Annotated in this window: 15 protein-coding genes and 1 pseudogene; 9 read left to right on the top strand and 7 right to left on the bottom strand. The window is 63.0% G+C overall.

Annotation, left to right across the window (positions count from 1 at the left end; translation table 11 throughout):
• Positions 1 to 5 precede the first annotated feature (5 nt).
• Complete coding sequence (locus ABH922_RS09545; RefSeq protein ID WP_424806689.1) at positions 6 to 1,496, bottom strand: MFS transporter; 1,491 nt, start codon at positions 1,494 to 1,496, stop codon at positions 6 to 8.
• Positions 1,497 to 1,606: 110 nt separating this feature from the next.
• On the opposite strand from ABH922_RS09545, the gene ABH922_RS09550 reads away from it, so the two are divergent.
• The 4 genes from ABH922_RS09550 (at position 1,607) to ABH922_RS09565 (ending at position 6,627) form a co-directional block, all read left to right on the top strand.
• On the top strand, positions 1,607 to 2,359 hold the full coding sequence (locus tag ABH922_RS09550; protein ID WP_424806690.1) for a TetR/AcrR family transcriptional regulator: 753 nt from the start codon (positions 1,607 to 1,609) through the stop codon (positions 2,357 to 2,359).
• Between the two features lie 60 nt (positions 2,360 to 2,419).
• Positions 2,420 to 3,322 (top strand): NADP-dependent oxidoreductase, encoded by a 903-nt coding sequence (locus ABH922_RS09555; RefSeq protein WP_424809615.1) that lies wholly within the window; start codon positions 2,420 to 2,422, stop codon positions 3,320 to 3,322.
• A gap of 14 nt (positions 3,323 to 3,336) precedes the next feature.
• Positions 3,337 to 4,776, top strand: a complete 1,440-nt coding sequence (gene proS / locus ABH922_RS09560; RefSeq protein WP_424806691.1) for a proline--tRNA ligase — start codon at positions 3,337 to 3,339, stop codon at positions 4,774 to 4,776.
• A 168-nt stretch (positions 4,777 to 4,944) separates the two neighbouring features.
• Positions 4,945 to 6,627: an ABC-F family ATP-binding cassette domain-containing protein gene (locus tag ABH922_RS09565; protein ID WP_424806692.1), complete on the top strand. Its 1,683-nt coding sequence runs from the start codon at positions 4,945 to 4,947 to the stop codon at positions 6,625 to 6,627.
• An 11-nt stretch (positions 6,628 to 6,638) separates the two neighbouring features.
• Here the strand turns inward: ABH922_RS09565 and ABH922_RS09570 are convergent, their stop codons facing one another.
• The gene (locus tag ABH922_RS09570) at positions 6,639 to 7,253 is read right to left on the bottom strand and encodes a hypothetical protein (RefSeq protein ID WP_424806693.1); all 615 of its coding nucleotides are present in this window, start codon (positions 7,251 to 7,253) and stop codon (positions 6,639 to 6,641) included.
• A gap of 493 nt (positions 7,254 to 7,746) precedes the next feature.
• Between ABH922_RS09570 and ABH922_RS09575 the strand changes: the two genes are divergently transcribed.
• Positions 7,747 to 8,292, top strand: coding sequence for a transglycosylase family protein (locus ABH922_RS09575; protein WP_424806694.1), 546 nt, complete (start codon positions 7,747 to 7,749; stop codon positions 8,290 to 8,292).
• A 102-nt stretch (positions 8,293 to 8,394) separates the two neighbouring features.
• Here ABH922_RS09575 and ABH922_RS09580 read toward each other — a convergent pair whose 3' ends face one another.
• Positions 8,395 to 9,084, bottom strand: a complete 690-nt coding sequence (locus ABH922_RS09580; protein ID WP_424806695.1) for a TetR/AcrR family transcriptional regulator — start codon at positions 9,082 to 9,084, stop codon at positions 8,395 to 8,397.
• A gap of 225 nt (positions 9,085 to 9,309) precedes the next feature.
• On the opposite strand from ABH922_RS09580, the gene ABH922_RS09585 reads away from it, so the two are divergent.
• The 4 genes from ABH922_RS09585 to ABH922_RS09600 are packed head-to-tail and all read left to right on the top strand — an operon-like array spanning position 9,310 to position 14,363.
• On the top strand, positions 9,310 to 10,890 hold the full coding sequence (locus ABH922_RS09585; protein ID WP_424806696.1) for an amino acid permease: 1,581 nt from the start codon (positions 9,310 to 9,312) through the stop codon (positions 10,888 to 10,890).
• Position 10,891: 1 nt separating this feature from the next.
• The gene (locus ABH922_RS09590) at positions 10,892 to 11,734 is read left to right on the top strand and encodes an urea amidolyase associated protein UAAP1 (protein ID WP_424806697.1); all 843 of its coding nucleotides are present in this window, start codon (positions 10,892 to 10,894) and stop codon (positions 11,732 to 11,734) included.
• On the top strand, positions 11,731 to 12,384 hold the full coding sequence (locus ABH922_RS09595; protein ID WP_424806698.1) for an urea amidolyase associated protein UAAP2: 654 nt from the start codon (positions 11,731 to 11,733) through the stop codon (positions 12,382 to 12,384). The genes ABH922_RS09590 and ABH922_RS09595 overlap by 4 nt, the downstream gene beginning before the upstream one ends.
• The gene (locus tag ABH922_RS09600) at positions 12,381 to 14,363 is read left to right on the top strand and encodes a 5-oxoprolinase/urea amidolyase family protein (RefSeq protein WP_424806699.1); all 1,983 of its coding nucleotides are present in this window, start codon (positions 12,381 to 12,383) and stop codon (positions 14,361 to 14,363) included. The genes ABH922_RS09595 and ABH922_RS09600 overlap by 4 nt, the downstream gene beginning before the upstream one ends.
• 193 nt (positions 14,364 to 14,556) lie before the next feature.
• On the opposite strand, the gene ABH922_RS09605 is transcribed toward ABH922_RS09600, so the two are convergent.
• The 4 genes and pseudogenes from ABH922_RS09605 to ABH922_RS09620 form a co-directional block, all read right to left on the bottom strand.
• Positions 14,557 to 15,159, bottom strand: coding sequence for a cysteine hydrolase family protein (locus ABH922_RS09605; RefSeq protein ID WP_424806700.1), 603 nt, complete (start codon positions 15,157 to 15,159; stop codon positions 14,557 to 14,559).
• Positions 15,160 to 15,190: 31 nt separating this feature from the next.
• A complete protein-coding gene (locus ABH922_RS09610; RefSeq protein ID WP_424806701.1) occupies positions 15,191 to 16,117 on the bottom strand; it encodes an MFS transporter in 927 nt (308 codons plus the stop codon).
• A 139-nt stretch (positions 16,118 to 16,256) separates the two neighbouring features.
• Positions 16,257 to 16,601, bottom strand: a pseudogene (locus ABH922_RS09615) (MFS transporter); the annotation flags it as partial.
• Positions 16,594 to 17,040: a MarR family winged helix-turn-helix transcriptional regulator gene (locus tag ABH922_RS09620; RefSeq protein WP_424806702.1), complete on the bottom strand. Its 447-nt coding sequence runs from the start codon at positions 17,038 to 17,040 to the stop codon at positions 16,594 to 16,596. The pseudogene ABH922_RS09615 and the gene ABH922_RS09620, both read right to left, overlap by 8 nt.
• Positions 17,041 to 17,106: the final 66 nt, after the last annotated feature.

Genomic DNA, 17,106 nt, shown 5'->3' on the forward strand with positions numbered 1-17,106 from the left:
GTGTGTCAGCGCTCCGACCCGCTGTCGAGGGCGACGGGGGTTGTCCGTGATTCGGCGCGCGAAGCGACCCGGGTGCGAGTAATCGCCCACCCGACGAGTGCGGCGGCGACAAGTGTGATCGTGAGAGCAGCGATCGTGACGGCCTGCCGGAATTCGGCGGTCTGGTGCGGACTCCAGTTCGAGGCGGCGATACTGCCGGTGAACATCGCGGCGAGGATGGTTCCGGTGGCAGCGATACCCACACCGGTGGCTACCTCGCTGGAAGTGTCGACCAGGGCGGCGCCGATAGTGGTCCGGTTCTCCGGAAGACCACGAAGCACGTTGGTTCCGGCGACAACACCGTTCACCCGCATGCCGGCGGCCACCAGCACCAGCGCGACGGCGACCCAGATGTATCCGAGACTGCCGAGTAGGGCGTAGACGGCAAGACCGACCACCACAGTGACCGCGCTGATCCAGGCAGATCGTTCGAAACCGGCCCATTTGACGAAGGGATTGACGAACGCACTACCAGCGATGAGCACCACGACCTGGGGAAGCATGCCGAGTGACGCGAGCGCGGGCGGCCAGCCCCAGTCCAGCTGCAGCTGCAGGGTCACGAGATAGCCGAGACCGGCTGTTGCCAGACCCGTTGCGGCCTTGAAGGCCAGGCCGCTCGAGACCAAGGGGAGTGCGACGAGTTCAAGGTCGATGAGCGGATACCTGGCCGATCGTTCGCGTAGGACGAAGGTGAGCGCTCCGGTCACGGCCACCGCGGTGACACCCCACGGGATCGTCGATCCGGCGCCCTGATGTTCGAACAGCGTCGGGGCCAGAAGAGCCGCCACGATGGTCACGGTGCCGAGAACGGCTCCCAGGACGTCGAGTGGGTCGCGGTGGAGATCGGTTGCCACATCTGCGGCGACTCCGAATCGCACACTGACGATCGCGAGAACTGCGACGGGTACGTTGATCAGCAACAGGACCTGCCACGGGGCTATCTCGAGGACGAGTCCTCCCACTGTGGGGCCGATGGCGAGCCCGACCAGGCCCACCGTCGAAATGAGAGTAATTGCGCGTACCCGTAATTCGTCGTCCTTGAACAGGCGGAAGGCCAGCGCCATCGATCCCGGCGTGGTCATCGCTGCTGCAATGCCCATCGCGGCGCGGACGGCGATGAGTTGCTCGGAGGAGGCGACAAATGCGGTGGCCAGGCTCGAAATGCCCAGTAGGCCAAGGCCGATGAGCATGATACGGCGTCGACCGAAGCGGTCGGCCATTGCGCTGAACACCAGCATCAATCCGCCGAACACCACGGAGTATGCGCCGGTCACCCACTGCAAGGAGGTGGTCGACGCGTTCAGTTCACGCCCGATGGTCGGGAGGGCGACATTGAGAATCGAATTGTCGAGCATCTCGATCAGGAACACCGCGGACAGGCCGGTCAAGGCCAACCAGGCCGCCCGTAGCGACCGGGGTGAGCGCGGGGCCGCCGCGCCGTCGTCGGTGACGTACATCTGTCCTTCTTTCGTTCGGGGAATGAGAGCAACACTGAAGCGAACAGTGTTCGTTAACGAACACTGTTCTATAGACAAACGCTGTTCGTGTCAACTGTTAGAATGAAGAAATGGTCGACAAGAACGCTTCGAGTGACATCGCTGCCCGAGACCGATGGGCAGCACAGATCGCGGCATTGGACGACAAACGCGCCGCCCCGCGGCAGCGCAAGGTGCCTATCACGGTTGACCGGATAGTCGATGCCGCATTGGAACTCGTCGAGACGGAAGGTTTCGACGCTTTGACCATGCGGCGGGTCGCCGTTGCCTTGGACACCGGTCCGGCGTCGCTTTACGCGCACGTGCGTAACAAGGCGGACCTCGACGGACTGTTGATCAGCGAACTGTGCGCGCGGGTGAACCTACCGACGCCGGAAGCCGCACGATGGAAAGAGCAGTTCCGCGACGTGTGCGGGCAACTGCGCGAGAACTACCTTCGATACCCAGGCATCTCGCGGGCCGCGTTGGGAGGGGTTCCGAACAGTCTCGACACCGTTCGGATCAGCGAGGGGATGCTCACGATCCTTCTGTCGGGGGGAGTGGTGCCGCAATCTGCGGCCTGGGCAATCGATGCGGCATTCCTCTATGTCAGCGCGTACAGCTTCGAAGTGTCGCTGAGGTGGCATGCGGAGCAGGACGTCGACGGCCGAATCGTCGACCGGGACGAGGTGGTCGCGCGGTTCGAAATGCTTCCGGTGGAACGCTTCCCCAATACTGTCGCGTATGCGCGGGAGTTGACCTCCGGTGACGGGCACGAGCGTTTCGACTTCACGCTCGACCTCCTCCTCGACGGGTTGACCGCGACCGCGCAGCGCCGGGAATAGTCTCGGAAGTTGATATTTCCACTCGATGACACGACCGCCAGGTCGAGACAGGAGTCGATGATGAAAGCAGCCGCTTTTCGCAGTTTCGGGGGTCCGGAAGTTCTGGAGATCGTGGATCTGCCCGACCCTCACGCAGGTCCAGGCCACGTGCGAATAGCGGTGCGTGCGGCCGGAATCAATGCCAGTGACTGGAAGAAGCGTCAAGGCCTGATGGATCAGGTGCTGCCTCAGACCATGGGCTACGAGGCCGCCGGCATCGTGGACGAGGTGGGCGACGGCGTCACCGATGTGAACGTCGGCGATCGAGTTTTCGGGTTCACCACCGACGGGGCGGCGCAGGCAGAACTGGCGGTGCTCTCGTTTTTCGCGCCGATCCCGGCATCGCTCGACTTCGCAGGTGCCGCCGCCTTGCCATCTGCTGTCGAGACGGCCGTCCGCACTCTCGACCAGCTCGGTGTCGTCGAGAACAGCACGGTGTTGATCAACGGCGCGTCCGGGAGCGTCGGAAGCGCAGCCGTCCAGTTCGCGGTCGCGCGTGGCGCACAGGTGATCGGCACCGCCAGTCCTGCCAACCACGAGTATCTGCGCGGCCTCGGAGCGTGGCCGGTCGCCTACGGCGAAGGTTTCGTAGAGCGCGTCCGTACGCTGGCGTCGAGCGGCGTCGACGTGGCACTCGATGTCGCAGGTAGTGGAGTGTTACCCGAACTCGTCGATCTCACGGGCGGAGCGAACCGAGTGATCACCGTCGCCGACATCGACGGCGCCCTGAAGTACGGAGTGCGCTTCAGTCGAGGAGACTCCGGTCGCGCGATCCACGCGCTTGCCGAGGTAGGACCGTTGATCGAGTCCGGGCGATTCTCACTTTCCGTCGGGCAGACCTTTTCACTCGTCGACGTGATCGAGGCGCACCGAGTCGGCGAAGCCGGACGGGTTCGCGGAAAACTGGTGCTGCTCGTCGAATGAAGTAGTGTCGGCGCATGGTGCGGGACGAACGCGGCGTGACCGATCAAAGTGAGGACTTCGCGGCCTGGTACAACGAGGTCGTGTTCAAAGCTGGTCTGGTGGATCGAGGGCCGGCCAAGGGCACCATGGTCATCCGACCGTACGGTTATCGAATCTGGGAGCTGTTGCAGTCCGAACTCGATCGACGCATCAAGGACACCGGGCACCAGAACGCGTACTTCCCGATGCTGATTCCGCAGAGTTACCTCGGCCGCGAAGCCGAGCATGTCGAAGGATTCTCGCCGGAGTTGGCGGTGGTCACTCACGCCGGCGGTAAGGAGCTCGACGAGCCGCTGGTGGTGCGTCCGACATCGGAGACGATCGTCGGCGAGATGATGTCCAAGTGGATCAACTCGTACCGTGACCTTCCATTGCTCCTCAATCAGTGGGCGAACGTAGTCCGATGGGAGCTGCGGCCACGAATGTTTCTGCGTACCACTGAATTCCTCTGGCAGGAAGGACATACTGCGCACGCCGACGAGAGTGCCGCGCGGGCCGAGACGATGCTCGCCCTGGGCATCTATCAGGAGGTGGCGCGTGATCTGGCGGCGATGCCGGTTGTTCCGGGCACCAAGACGCCGGGCGAACGGTTTGCCGGCGCAGTGGACACGTTCACGATCGAGGGCATGATGCGTGACGGTCGTGCACTGCAGGCAGGAACCTCGCATTACATGGGAACAAAATTCGCCACCGCGTTCGATATCCGCTACACGGGGGACTCAGGTCGAGACGAACTGTGCCACACAACGTCCTGGGGCATGAGTACCCGCATGCTCGGTGGGCTCGTGATGACGCACGGTGACGACAAGGGTTTGGTCCTCCCGCCGCGTCTGGCGCCGTACCAGGTGGTGATCGTTCCGATCACTCGTGGCGACGACACCGCGGTCGACGAGGCTGCTTCCGAGGTGGCGGCACGCCTACGCGCCGCCGGCGTTCGAACACACGTCGATTCTCGTCCACAACTTTCACCAGGTTTCAAATACAACGAGTGGGAGATGCGCGGTGTCCCGATCCGGCTGGAACTGGGTCCGCGAGACCTTGAAGCAGGCAGCACGTTGATGGTCCGGCGGCTCGGAGCCGTCGGTAAAGAGGCAATGCCGATCGCCACTCTGGCCGAGACCATCCCCGCTGTGCTGGACGAGTTCCAGGACTTCCTACTGGCCCGTGCCACGCAATTCAGGGACACCCGCACTCGGACGGCGGAGAACTGGAACGATTTCGTGGACGCCGTGTCGACGGGATGGGCGCGATCGCTGCACTGTGGAGGTTCTACCTGTGAGGCCGAGATCAAATCGCTCACAGGGGCTACTCCTCGATGCGTACCCCTCGACGGTGACCGAACAGTCGGCCCGTGCGTTCGATGTGGCGTCCAATCGGCGTACGGCACGCGAGTTTTCTTCGGCCGGGCGTACTGACGACGTGTATCGGGCTCGACCGACGGAGATCTTCGGCGGTCACGACGCCCGCCGAAATCATGTGAAATAATCTGCGTCGTAGCCGATTGCGGGCATCAGCACGGTACATGCGTTGCGCAGGCGTTTAATCGCTTGGCAATGCCCGCCTCGATAGGGTTCTCTTGGGTAGTGAGTCATATCAACATTGCCGACGTCGAATATTTCCTGCCGGACGGACGGCAGTTGCTCAGCGGAGTCAGTTTTCGAGTCGGCAACGGAGCCAAGACGGCGCTGATAGGCCCCAACGGCACCGGGAAGACCACGCTGCTACGCATCATCGCAGGTGATGCGACTGCTGACGAAGGAGCTGTCACCCGATCCGGAACTCTGGGAGTGATGCGCCAGTTCATCGGTCAGGTTCGCGACGATTCGACAGTCCGCGACCTTCTCCTCTCGATATCGCCGGCGCAGGTTCGTGACGCCGCCCATGCCCTCGACGCGACCGAGAACGCGATGATCGAGCGCGACGACGAGCCCAGTCAGATGGCGTATTCGCACGCCCTCGCCGACTGGGCCGATGCGGGCGGATACGAGATGGAGGACTTCTGGGACAAGGTGACCACGTCAGCTCTCGGAATGCCGTTCGACCGGGCGAAGTGGCGTGCTGCGGACACGCTCAGCGGTGGCGAACAGAAGCGGCTCGTACTCGAGGCCCTGTTCGCCGGGACGGACGAGGTACTTCTTCTCGACGAGCCGGACAACTATCTCGACGTGCCCGGTAAACGATGGTTGGAGAAGACGATCTCCGAGTCGCCCAAGGCCGTACTGTTCGTCAGTCACGACCGCGAGTTGATCGCGAACTCCGCGACTGACATCGTGACGTTGGAACCGGGTGCGAGCGGCGCTACCGCGTGGACCCACGGCGGCGGCCTCGCCGACTACCATCAGGCCCGCGAGGACCGCAATGCGCGCTTCGAGGAGTTGCGCAAGCGGTGGGACGAAGAACACGCGAAACTTCGTGCGTTGGTCTTGCGTCTACGCGAGAAAGCGAAGTTCAACGACGGCGTCGCCGCGCGCTACCACGCATCACAGACCCGTCTGGCGAAGTTCGAGGATGCCGGTCCACCCGAGGCGATTCCATTGCAACAGAAGGTGACGGTTCGACTGCACGGCGGCCGGACAGCCAAGCGCGCCTTGGTGTGTACCGATCTGGAGCTGACCGGACTCATGCAGCCGTTCGACACCGAGATCTGGTTCGGCGATCGCGTTGCGGTTCTGGGATCCAACGGTTCGGGTAAGTCCCACTTCCTCCGACTGCTCGCCGGTGGCGGCACCGACCCCGGAACCGAACATCAGCCGGTCGAAGCACTGGATCTTGCTCCGGTCGTACACAGCGGTACCGCCGTGCTCGGCGCGCGAGTCCGCCCGGGACTGTTCGCTCAAACCCACACTCGTCCGGATCTGATTGGAAACACGCTGCTCGCGATCTTGCATCTGGGGGACGAACATCGGGACGGGATGGGGCGCGAAGCTGCGAGCAGGGCGCTCGATCGATACGGACTCTCGCAGTCTGCCGAACAGATGTACGACGACCTCTCCGGTGGACAGCAAGCCCGCCTGCAGATCTTGTTGCTCGAATTGTCGGGCGCGACCATGCTTTTGCTCGACGAACCTACCGACAACCTCGATTTACATTCTGCCGATGCGCTCGAACAAGGTATTACGCAGTTCGCGGGAACCGTGATCGCCGTGACCCACGATCGCTGGTTCGCTCGGGGGTTCGACAGATTTCTGGTGTTCGGATCCGACGGCCAGGTCTACGAGAGCGATTCACCGGTGTGGGACGAGAAGAGAGTCCAGCGGGCGCGTTGACCGGATGCCACTCAGCCGCGGAGCGGTGGCAGTGCGTCGGTCAGCGCGCGCAGTAGCTCGCCGTCACTGCGGTACGGGCGCGGCGGCGGAAAGCGGTCGGACTCGAGTGGGTCCGGAAAATCCCATAGCACGCGGCCGGAGTCGAGAGCATCGATGGCCGAGTACCACTGAGCGAGCGGTTCGGCGAGCCTGGCGTGGAGGTCGAAATTTCGACGACGCCGCGTGGGGTCACTCTCGCGTCGGCGGACGAGTTGATCGGTCGGTGGAATCGATATCACCGTCAGGTCGGCGAACCCGAGCCGCTCCTGAGCGAAAGCGATCTCGACTGCCGCCAGTTCGTGTTCGAACCGTTCGGGTGGTCCTGCACCGATTCTGGCCAGGCTCCAGCTGTAGTGCAGTTTCAACGGGTCGCTGTCACACAAGGCGATACCGGACACGGATTCCAGTTCAACTGCGTTCGACCACCGTTGTGAATTGACTTCTACCCAGTACATCGCCTGGATGGGCAGATCGGTGCCGTTCGGTTCGGTTCCCGTCGGCTGATACTCCGGGACGAACCTCTCGGCGTGAGATCGGCACCATGTCGTCTTGCCCGTGGCGCTGGGCCCTTCGACGGCGATGATCATCTGCTTATTGTCCATGGGTCTCGCGAGTGCCGGGTCGGCATCGACCCGTGTGTTCCGCGATGGGTGGTTGCCGACCTCACTTCTCGGCTTTCGCTAACACTGGAGTGCATTTTCGGCGTTGTGCGACACGGCCGATTTCAGTGTTGTAGACCACATTTTTTCAGTGACGATTGCCACATAACGAACGGATAACGATCGGTATGGTTGAAGCTCCAATCTAAACGGTGAGCTGGGCGTTCCGGGCATGTCGGGCGATTTTTCTTGCACGTTCGTACCAAAAAACCGACCGTGACCAATCCGTGACCATCACCTACGGTCGTTGACAGCCCGAATCAACCGGGCACACTCCGACCCGCAACCGCGTACTTCTGCCCCGCGGGTCCGGAACTCCCGAAACCTTCGCGGGGCAGAAGTGCAACAGACGTCTTGATCGATCCCGACTTGTTTCTCCGTCGGATCGACGCCGTCCGCGGTCGCGGAGAGGATTTACCTGATGACCAGCTTCACCTTCAAGCGCGCCCTCGGCGCTGTTGCAACCGCCGGTGCAGTCGTCGCCATCCCCCTCGCGATGAGCACCGGAACCGCGTCGGCTGCCGGCCACGACTGGTCCGGTGTCGCCAACTGCGAATCGTCCGGAAACTGGGCGGCCAACACCGGTAACGGCTTCTACGGTGGCCTGCAGTTCACTCAGAGCACCTGGAATGCCTATGGTGGATCGGGCAACGCTGCCAATGCCAGCCAGGCCGAGCAGATCCGCGTGGCCGAGAACGTTCTCGCCGGTCAAGGTGTCGGGGCGTGGCCGGTCTGCGGCAAGTACCTCACCAGTGGCACCACTGCCGGTGGCGCTCAGGCTGCCGCTGCACCCGTGAAGGCCGTGGAATCGGCACCCGTCGCTCACACCGGTAGCGGAAACTACGTCGTCAAGGCGGGGGACACTCTCTCCAAGATCGCCAGTGCGCATGGTGTTTCGCTCGCGGCCCTTGCCGGGCAGGTGTCGAACGTCAACCTGATCTACCCCGGACAGACGTTGTCCGTGTAGATCGCAGGCAGACGTTGTCTGTGTAGATCGCAGGCAGACGTTGTCTGTCTGTGTTGGAACCGCAAACGCGTGGGGTAGGAAGAACTCCGCGTGTTTGCGGTTTCACTGCGTCGAGGGCTGTGCGGCTGGAGTTTGGGTAGTGTGCGAGGCGTTGCCCGTCTCGCGGATGAGATCGGCGGCGTTGCTTCTGGCGTCGGCGAGGCTGTCGGCCAGTCCGAGTACGCGAACAGCTGCCGAGGCGATGATGTCGGCCTCCGGTAGTTCCGTCTGGTCGGCGCGCGCAGCGATAACACTCTCGACCAGTCGAAAAGGTAGATCCGAAAGCTGGTTGTCACTGTCGACGCACTCTCGTGCCAGGGACCGGTAGTGGTCTCTGAGTAGTTCCCGGTCGGTGCGAAATGCCGAGAACCGATCGCTGCGAAGTTCGGGCAGTAGATAGAGCGCGCCGAGATTCCAGCGCTCGGAGATCAACTGTTCGGAATCGAGGTACGCCAGTGCGTAGAGCTTGGTGGGAGCAGGGGCGTCGACTGTAGCGAGTTGATCGGCGAATCGAAGAGCCGGTGTGATCGTCCCCTCGAGCAGGGACAGGAGAATGTCGTCCTTGGTCGCGAAGTGGTTGTAAAGCGACGCTTGCCGCATTCCCACTGCTTCGGCGATATGACGGGTCGAGGTCGCGGCGAAGCCTCGCGTGGTGAAGAGTTCGGCAGCGGCGTCGAGAATTTCCGCCCGTGCAGTCCCGCCCGGACGTCGACGGGCGGTCAGTCGAGGTCTTCCAGGGCCGACGTTGGTCACATCTCCATAGTGGCATTTTCACTCTCCCGCGGTGATCATCGGCGGGTGCGGGCGCGTCGTGACCGGTTGTGAGCATTTGGTCATCTGTCTGAAACCTGATCAACGAAGCTGTTACAGAATTCGGTGAATCGTATACGCGGGTGTCACCTGCGGCGGCTGGATTTCGCGAAAACTGTCAATTGACAGTTATTCGACTCCGATCCTCTTCGTCGAAGGAGTACTCCGTTGAGTGCAACAATCCCGGCGGTACCGCCCGACACAACGTCTGGGCAGTCGCACACCACATCTGCGCTCGATACGCCGCCACACGACGACGGAGACCTCGCGGAGTTCGGCTACGAGCAGCAACTTCATCGATCGTTGGGGAAGTTCGCGTCGTTCGCGGCCGGCTTTTCCTTCGTCTCCATTCTGACCACGATCTTCCAATTATTCGGCCTTGGTTTCGGATTCGCTGGTCCCGCCTTCTTCTGGACGTGGCCGGTGGTCTTCCTCGGTCAGTTCATGGTGGCTCTCAATTTCGCGGAACTTGCTGCCCGGTACCCAATTTCAGGCGCGGTCTACCAGTGGTCCAGGCGGATGGGGGGTGAGATCGTCGGCTGGTTCGCCGGGTGGTTCATGATTCTCGCCCAGATTGTCACCGCTTCGGCAGCGGCGATCGCCTTGCAAGTGGTACTGCCCAACGTCTGGAGCGGGTTCCAGATCATCGGCGACGACAGCGCGCTCACGTCGTCGAGTGGGGCCGCGAATGCGGTTCTGCTCGGTTCGGTGCTGCTGGTTCTCACCACGTTCATCAACTGCATCGGCGTCAACTGGATGTCGCGAATCAACAACATCGGCGTGACCTGCGAGATCGTCGGCGTGATCGCTGTGGTCGGAATGTTCTTCACCCACGCGCAGCGTGGTCCGGACGTGGTTTTCGACACCGGTACCGCGGGCGGTCACGGTGGCTATGCCTGGGCGTGGATCATGTCCGGTCTCATGGCTGCGTACGTCATGGTGGGCTTCGGATCGGCCGGAGAACTCGCCGAGGAGACCCGCAATCCTCGCCGCGTCGCACCGCGCACCATTCGCCTCGCACTGTCCGCCTCGGCACTCGGTGGTGGGTTGATGATCCTCGGCGCGTTGATGGCAGCGCCGTCGCTGACCGACGGTCGTCTCGCGTCCGAAGGTCTGCCGTACGTGCTCACCTCGATCCTGAGCTCACCGTGGGGCACTGTGTTGCTGATCGACGTGTCCATCGCAGTGTTCGTGTGCACCTTGGCAATTCAGACAGCCGCATCCCGGCTGATGTTCTCGATGGCGCGCGACGGTCGGCTGCCTGCTTCACCACTGCTCGCGAAGGTCAATGCCCGCACCGGCACACCGATTGCACCTTCCATCCTCATCGGTCTGATCTGCATTGCCGTGCTGGCCGTCAATGTCGGTAACTCGGCAATCTTCGCGACGTTGTCCAGCGTCTGCATCATCTTGATCTACCTCGCGTACCTGATGGTGACGGTACCGCTGCTGGTACGACGACTGAAGGGTTGGCCTGGCACCGCAGCCGGCCCGAAGTTCGACGCGGAAGGGGGCAAGCTCTTCACGCTGGGTATCTGGGGTGTGCCCGTCAACATTGCCGCCGTCCTGTACGGCGCACTGATGGTGATCAATCTGTCCTGGCCGCGCGCCGAGATCTTCAACCCCACTGGCGAATACCCGATTCTGCAGTGGGCCGCGCCCATCACCGTCGCCGCAGTCGTGGCTGTGGGAATCGCATGCTTCCCACGCGGTCGCGCCACCCCCAACCCCGTCACGATCGGAGCCTGACATGAGTACCCCGAGCACCGGAACTACCGCTGGGGCGCGCGAGCACGCCCGCTCCCAAGCCGGAACCGTCACCGATTCCATGCCCGTCCTGCCTGCCACTCGGTGGCCGGACCCGCCCACCGATGTTTCTGCCGATCGCCTGACCTGGGCGGAGACGGTGCCGGGCGGGCGTTACACGAGTAAGGTTCTCGGCCGCGGTACGCGGTTGCGGCTTCGTGACCTTGCCGGGCATGCTTGCGCCAACATCCTGCTCTACCGCGCCGACGCACCCTGGGAGCGGCTCAACGTCGCCGACACCGTGAAGGTGCCGTGGCAGGCCTACATCGGAGTAGGGCACCCACTGCTCTCCGATCAGGGCCGCGTGCTGGCTACTGTGGTCGCCGATTCCTCCGGTCGTCACGATGCTTTCTGCGGGACCACCTCACGCGCGGGCAACGAGGCGAAATACGGTCAAGGATCGCTGCACAGCGCTGCGCCGGCGGGGCGAGAGCTCTTCACGGTGGCCGCGGCGAAGAACGGTCTCGAGCCCCGAGACATCGCGCCGCCTCTCTCGTTCTTCCACGGAGTGACGGTCGAAGCCGACGGCGTGCTCACCAGCACCGGGTCGGCCGGCGCCGACACCGCAGTAGACCTTCTCATCCACCTGCCCGTCATCGTGATGATCGCCAACACCGCGCACCCACTGGATCCGGCGGCGGAGTTCCCCACGACGGCCCTCGAAGTGCTCGCCTGGGATGCGGTCCACGAACTACGGGTCCTCGCCGAACGAGGACCGGAATATCAACGTGCAGTGCTCAATACCGAAGATGCCTGGATTGCTTCGCAGCTGGAGGAGATCGCATGACCGCCACCCTGGATGTTCCCGCTCTCGTTCCCGGAACGGTGATCCTCGACGAGATAGCCGAGGCGTTCGGACCCTGGTCGGCGGTCGTTCGAGCCGGCGATGTGCTGACCATCGTGGATCTGCACGGCAACCAGGCGGTCGACACGCTGATCTATGCCGCCGACGATCTCGCGCTTCGATATTCTGCTGCGGCGACCGTCATGACGCAGCGCAATCTGTTTCTCACCACCGGTTCCGTCCTGCGTAGCGACGACGGCACCGCGCTTATGACCTTGGTTGCCGACGAAGTGGGCAATCACGACACCGTCGGCGGCGCCTGCTCGCAGGAATCGAACACACTCCGGTACGGCCATCACACCAAACACCAGCACGCGTGCGTCGAGAATTTCCTGATCGAAGGCGCCAAGTGGGGGATTGGCAAGCGAGATCTGGTGTCCAACATCAACTTCTTCATGAACGTGCCCGTCGACCCCGACGGAACCCTCGGCATCGTCGACGGGCTCTCGGCGCCGGGTAAACGGCTCGCGCTTCGGGCCGAACGAGACGCTCTCGTTCTCGTATCCAACTGCCCACAGATCAACAACCCGTGCAACGGCTTCGATCCGACCGAAGTTCGCATGATCGTCACCAGGCCGGAGGCAACCGAATGAACACCAAACTCACCGTCGTTCGGCCGGGGATGCTCGCCACCGTTCAGGACTATCCGGGACGTATCGGATACTGGCAGATCGGGGTTCCGCCATCGGGGCCGATGGACGACCTGTCGTTTCGGTTGGGAAACACCGCGCTCGGAAACCCCGAAGGCGCACCCGGAATCGAATGCGCGATGGCCGGACCCGCGCTGACCTTCGACGAGGACACGACAGTCTGTGTCACCGGCGCACCCGTGCCGGTGTTGGTCGACGGCGTGGCCCACGCCCAATGGCGACCGGTTCACGTTCCGGCAGGGGCGACGCTCGACGTCGGAACTGTCAGCGGTCCGGGTCTTCGACTCTACGTGCTCGTCCGGGGCGGCATCGAGACCGACGACTACCTGGGCAGCGCCTCGACGTTCACACTGGGAAAATTCGGTGGTCACGAAGGGCGAACATTGCGCGCGGGTGACGTACTGACGCTCGGCCAAGCGGCCGGATCGCCGGAATCTGTTCCTGGCGAGCATATCCCGTCCATTCATACCCGGTGGGAACTTGCTGTGACGGAAGGCCCGCACGGGGCGCCGGAGTTCTTCACCCGTGCAGACATCGAGACACTGTACGAGACCGACTACGAGGTGCACTTCAATTCCGATCGCACCGGGGTTCGTCTGGTCGGGCCCAAGCCGGATTGGGCGCGGACCACCGGAGGTGAAGCGGGGCTGCATCCGTCGAACATTCACGACAACGCCTACTCCGTCGGTGCGCTCGACTTCACCGGGGACACCCCGATCCTGCTCGGGCCGGACGGGCCGAGCCTCGGCGGTTTCGTCTGCCCCGTCACCGTTGTGTCCGCAGACCGCTGGAAGCTCGGTCAATTGGCTCCCGGAAACACCGTTCGCTTTGTGCCGGTACGTGCAGAACGGGCCGCCTCGCGCCGCGACCTGGGAGTATCGCGTCGTGCGTCCAGCTCGATCGTTCATTCGACGGGAGGCGACGGCGACGACGGGGTGATCGCCCGCCGTGACGGCGACACGACGGTGACGTATCGGCGCTCGGGCGAGGACAACGTCCTGGTCGAGTACGGCGAGATGAATCTCGATCTGGCGTTGCGGGCGCGAGCGCATGCGCTGCATCAACGGCTCGAACTCGAGAAGCCGGCCGGACTGCTCGATCTGACGCCCGGAATTCGCAGCCTGCAGGTGCGAGTCGATCCCGACGTGCTGCCGATTCCGAAACTCATGGCGATGCTCGGTGACGTAGAGGACACGTTGCCCGCCGCCAACGAACTGGTCGTGCCCAGTCGCACGGTTCGGATGCCGTTGTCGTGGGACGACCCCGCCACTCGTGAAGCGATCCAGCGCTACATGCACGGTGTGCGTGCCGATGCGCCATGGTGCCCGTGGAACATCGAGTTCATTCGCCGGATGAACGGCCTCGAGTCGGTGAACGACGTGTTCGACACCGTCTTCGGCGCGGACTACATGGTCCTGGGACTCGGTGACGTCTACCTCGGCGCGCCGGTCGCCACGCCACTCGACCCGCGACATCGCCTCGTCACCACCAAGTACAACCCGGCCCGAACCTGGACCCCGGAAAACGCCGTCGGAATCGGTGGGGCGTATCTGTGCATCTACGGAATGGAGGGTCCGGGCGGCTACCAGTTCGTGGGCCGTACGACGCAAGTGTGGAATCACCGGCACCCGGAGAAGTCAGGCCCTTTCGAAGAAGGCACTCCCTGGCTGTTGCGCTTCTTCGACCGAATCTCCTGGTACCCCGTCGAACCCGAGGAACTCCTCGACCTACGTGCCGACACCGCTGCCGGACGCGGTGCAGGTGTGAGCATCGAAGACGGCAGCTTCTCGCTCGCCGAACATCAGGACTTCCTGGCTTCGAACTCCACGTCGATCGAGAAATTCCGGGCGATGCAGACAGTCGCGTTTGTCGCCGAGCGGCAGCGTTGGTCGGAGGCGGGGGAGTTCTCGATTCCTCGATGACACCGGAACTCCTCGGTGACACCGGAACTCCTCGGTGACACGGGAACGGTAATCGCGACACCCATCGAGACGCCGTCGGTGCGGTCCGCCACTTGCCCCCGGCGTAGTCCGTGATCGAGAATTCAGGCGATGATCTCGTCGCACGTGTGCTGGGGGAGGAAACCGTTGAAGCCCTCGCACGTAGAGATCAGACCTACCTCTCCTGGGTAGTACCGTCTCGTTGGAACGGCGCGGACAGTCGCGCGGTGAATCCCGGCGTTCGCGCCCACTCCTCGGTGGTGACAACTCGACCGCGCCGAGTGAACACGTCGTTGAGCAGGGTTTCGTGCAGGTTCGGGTTGCGGTCGGCACAGGCATCGGAGAGAACGGTGATCTCGTAGTCGAGGTCGGCGGCCTGCAAGACGGTGGACAGTACTATGCCGCCGGTTGCGACGCCGGCGAGGACGAGATGGGTGAGGTCCTGCGCGTGGAGAATTTGCCGAAGATCGTTTCCGGCGAAGGCGCTGATCCGGTTCTTGAAGACGACGAGCTCACCTTCCTGTGGTGCGACGTCAGGATGGAAGGCCGCACCAGGGTCGTCGTTGGTGAACAGGTGCGTCGGCAAAGAGCCGAAAATCTTGTTGCGAGGATGGACGTCGGTGTGTCCGGAGCGTAACTGTAGAGCCACGTGAATCACGGGAATGCCGGCTTTTCGGGCGGCCCGAAGTGCGTGGGCAGCGTGTGGCAGGTACGTATCGGGGACGTGAGCAAGGTGGCTGAGTTGAAGATCCATCAGGAGCAGCGCAGTGCCGGTCACGGTAGGCCTTTCGGGTTTGTATGTCGGTCGGTCAGGAGGCGACGGAATCTGTCGGGCGAGTACGAGTGAGGCTACGGTCGAAAACCGTGACGAGGAAGAAGAGTCCGCCGGCGGCCAGCATGATCCACGCCAGATGGTGCATCCCGCCGGTGTCGGCGTTCTCCCCGAAGGACGACGCGGTGGCCGCGGAAGCGATCATCGAGCCGATGTATGCGAACGTCCGCAGAAGCCCGAAAGACGAGGCGGTGCGTTCGGGATCGGCCTGGAAGTAGACGGAGTTCTGCAAGGCAAGGTTGTTCAATCCCTGCGGTATTCCGAAGATCAACGCAACCAGTAGCAACATCCACAGGGGGCTGCCGCCGGTGAGAGTGAGCATCAGCAAGCAGGCGACGATCTGGCCGAGACCGCCGATCACCAATTTACTCTTCACGCCCTGGCGGCGACCGAAGACTATCGAGATGCCGATCCCCGTGAGAAACAACGGTATTTGCACCAGACCGGCATGGAACGCGGACAGGCCGAAGCCCTCTTGGGTCCATTGGGTGAAGCCGTAGAGAAATGCGTAGCTCACGACATACGCGACGATCGCCCGACCGTAGGTGGCAAGAAGGGCCGGGTTTCCTCCGAGAACTCGCAGATCGATGAAGGGGTACTGCGCTCGCAGTTCGCGGAACGCGAACGCGGCGCCCGCGAAGACGGAGATCGTCAGTAGATACCAGCTCGAGACGCGCAGGTTCATCAGGAACAGCAGTAACGACACGAGCATCGCGCAAAACAGTCCCATCCCGGGAAGATCGAGTCGGCTCACGAGCCGTCTGCTCTGGGGCGGTGCGGCGGCAGCCTTGGGTAGGCGGAGGTACCCGAGGAGCAGGGCGACAAGTGCGAGTGGGATGTTGAGAGCGAAGGTAGCCCGCCAGCCACCGAATTCGATGAGCAGCCCGCCCAGGAGTGGGCCCACGGACAGCGACCGTCTGACTGGCGACAGCCAGCGCCGTCAGCACTGCGTTGGGATTCTTCTCGCCGGTGCGTTGGGACTCACTCCGCAGCAACGCCATTGAAGCGGGATAACCGGCGCACGTTCCGAAACCGAGGAGCACACGCGCTGCTATCAGAACCGCGATGTTCGGCGCGAGCATTCCCACAACGCCGGCGAGTCCGACGAAGGCGGTACCGGCAAGGTAGACCCGTCGGGGTCCGAAGATGTCGATGAGACGCCCCATGATCGGCTGGCCGAGCGACGTCGCCAGGTACAGGGCGGATACCAGCCACGCGGTGTGCGACGGCGGTGCACCCAGTGCCCGCCCGATGGGGATCAGGGCGACCGCGATGATCGTGGAGTTGACGGGGTTGAGAATCGAACCCAGGATCATCGCAGGCAGCAGCCGTCGGTTGAAGCCCGGCTTCGTGGGTTCGTCGGTTACATCGGGTGCTCGTTCAGTCATCGGTCAACCGGTTCAGCACCGACATGGCTGCGATCACGGTCAGTCGTTCTTCCTCGGTGCACCTGACCTGTAATTGTCCGGTCAGCCATTCCTGCCGAGCCGTGCGTCCTTCCTCTACACGTCGACTACCCGCTGCGGTCAAGCTGAGCAGTACCCGTCGACCGTCGTCGGGATCAGGTCGCCGCTCCACCAGTCCGGAAGTCCCTAACGAGTTGACGGTGGCCGTCATGGATTGATGACGAACACCCTCGACAGTGGCCAACTCGGCCGCCGTCATTCCGGGCGTATCGGATAGTCGGGCAAGAACCGAAGCCTGACCCAGGGTGATGTCTTCAGCCTCTGCCGCCCGCAGAATTCGGCGTCGTAGACGACTGATCACAGTGCGAACCGCCTGGGATGCCTGGGCTGAGGTCGAGGACAACGGTGAATTCTCGGTCACCTCCTCACGGTAATTTATACAGGTAAAACTGTCCAGTTTTACCTGTATAAACTCAGGGTTGTCCGA

It is taken from the genome of Rhodococcus sp. 27YEA15 (assembly GCF_049739425.1).
Lineage (GTDB): Bacteria > Actinomycetota > Actinomycetes > Mycobacteriales > Mycobacteriaceae > Rhodococcus_F.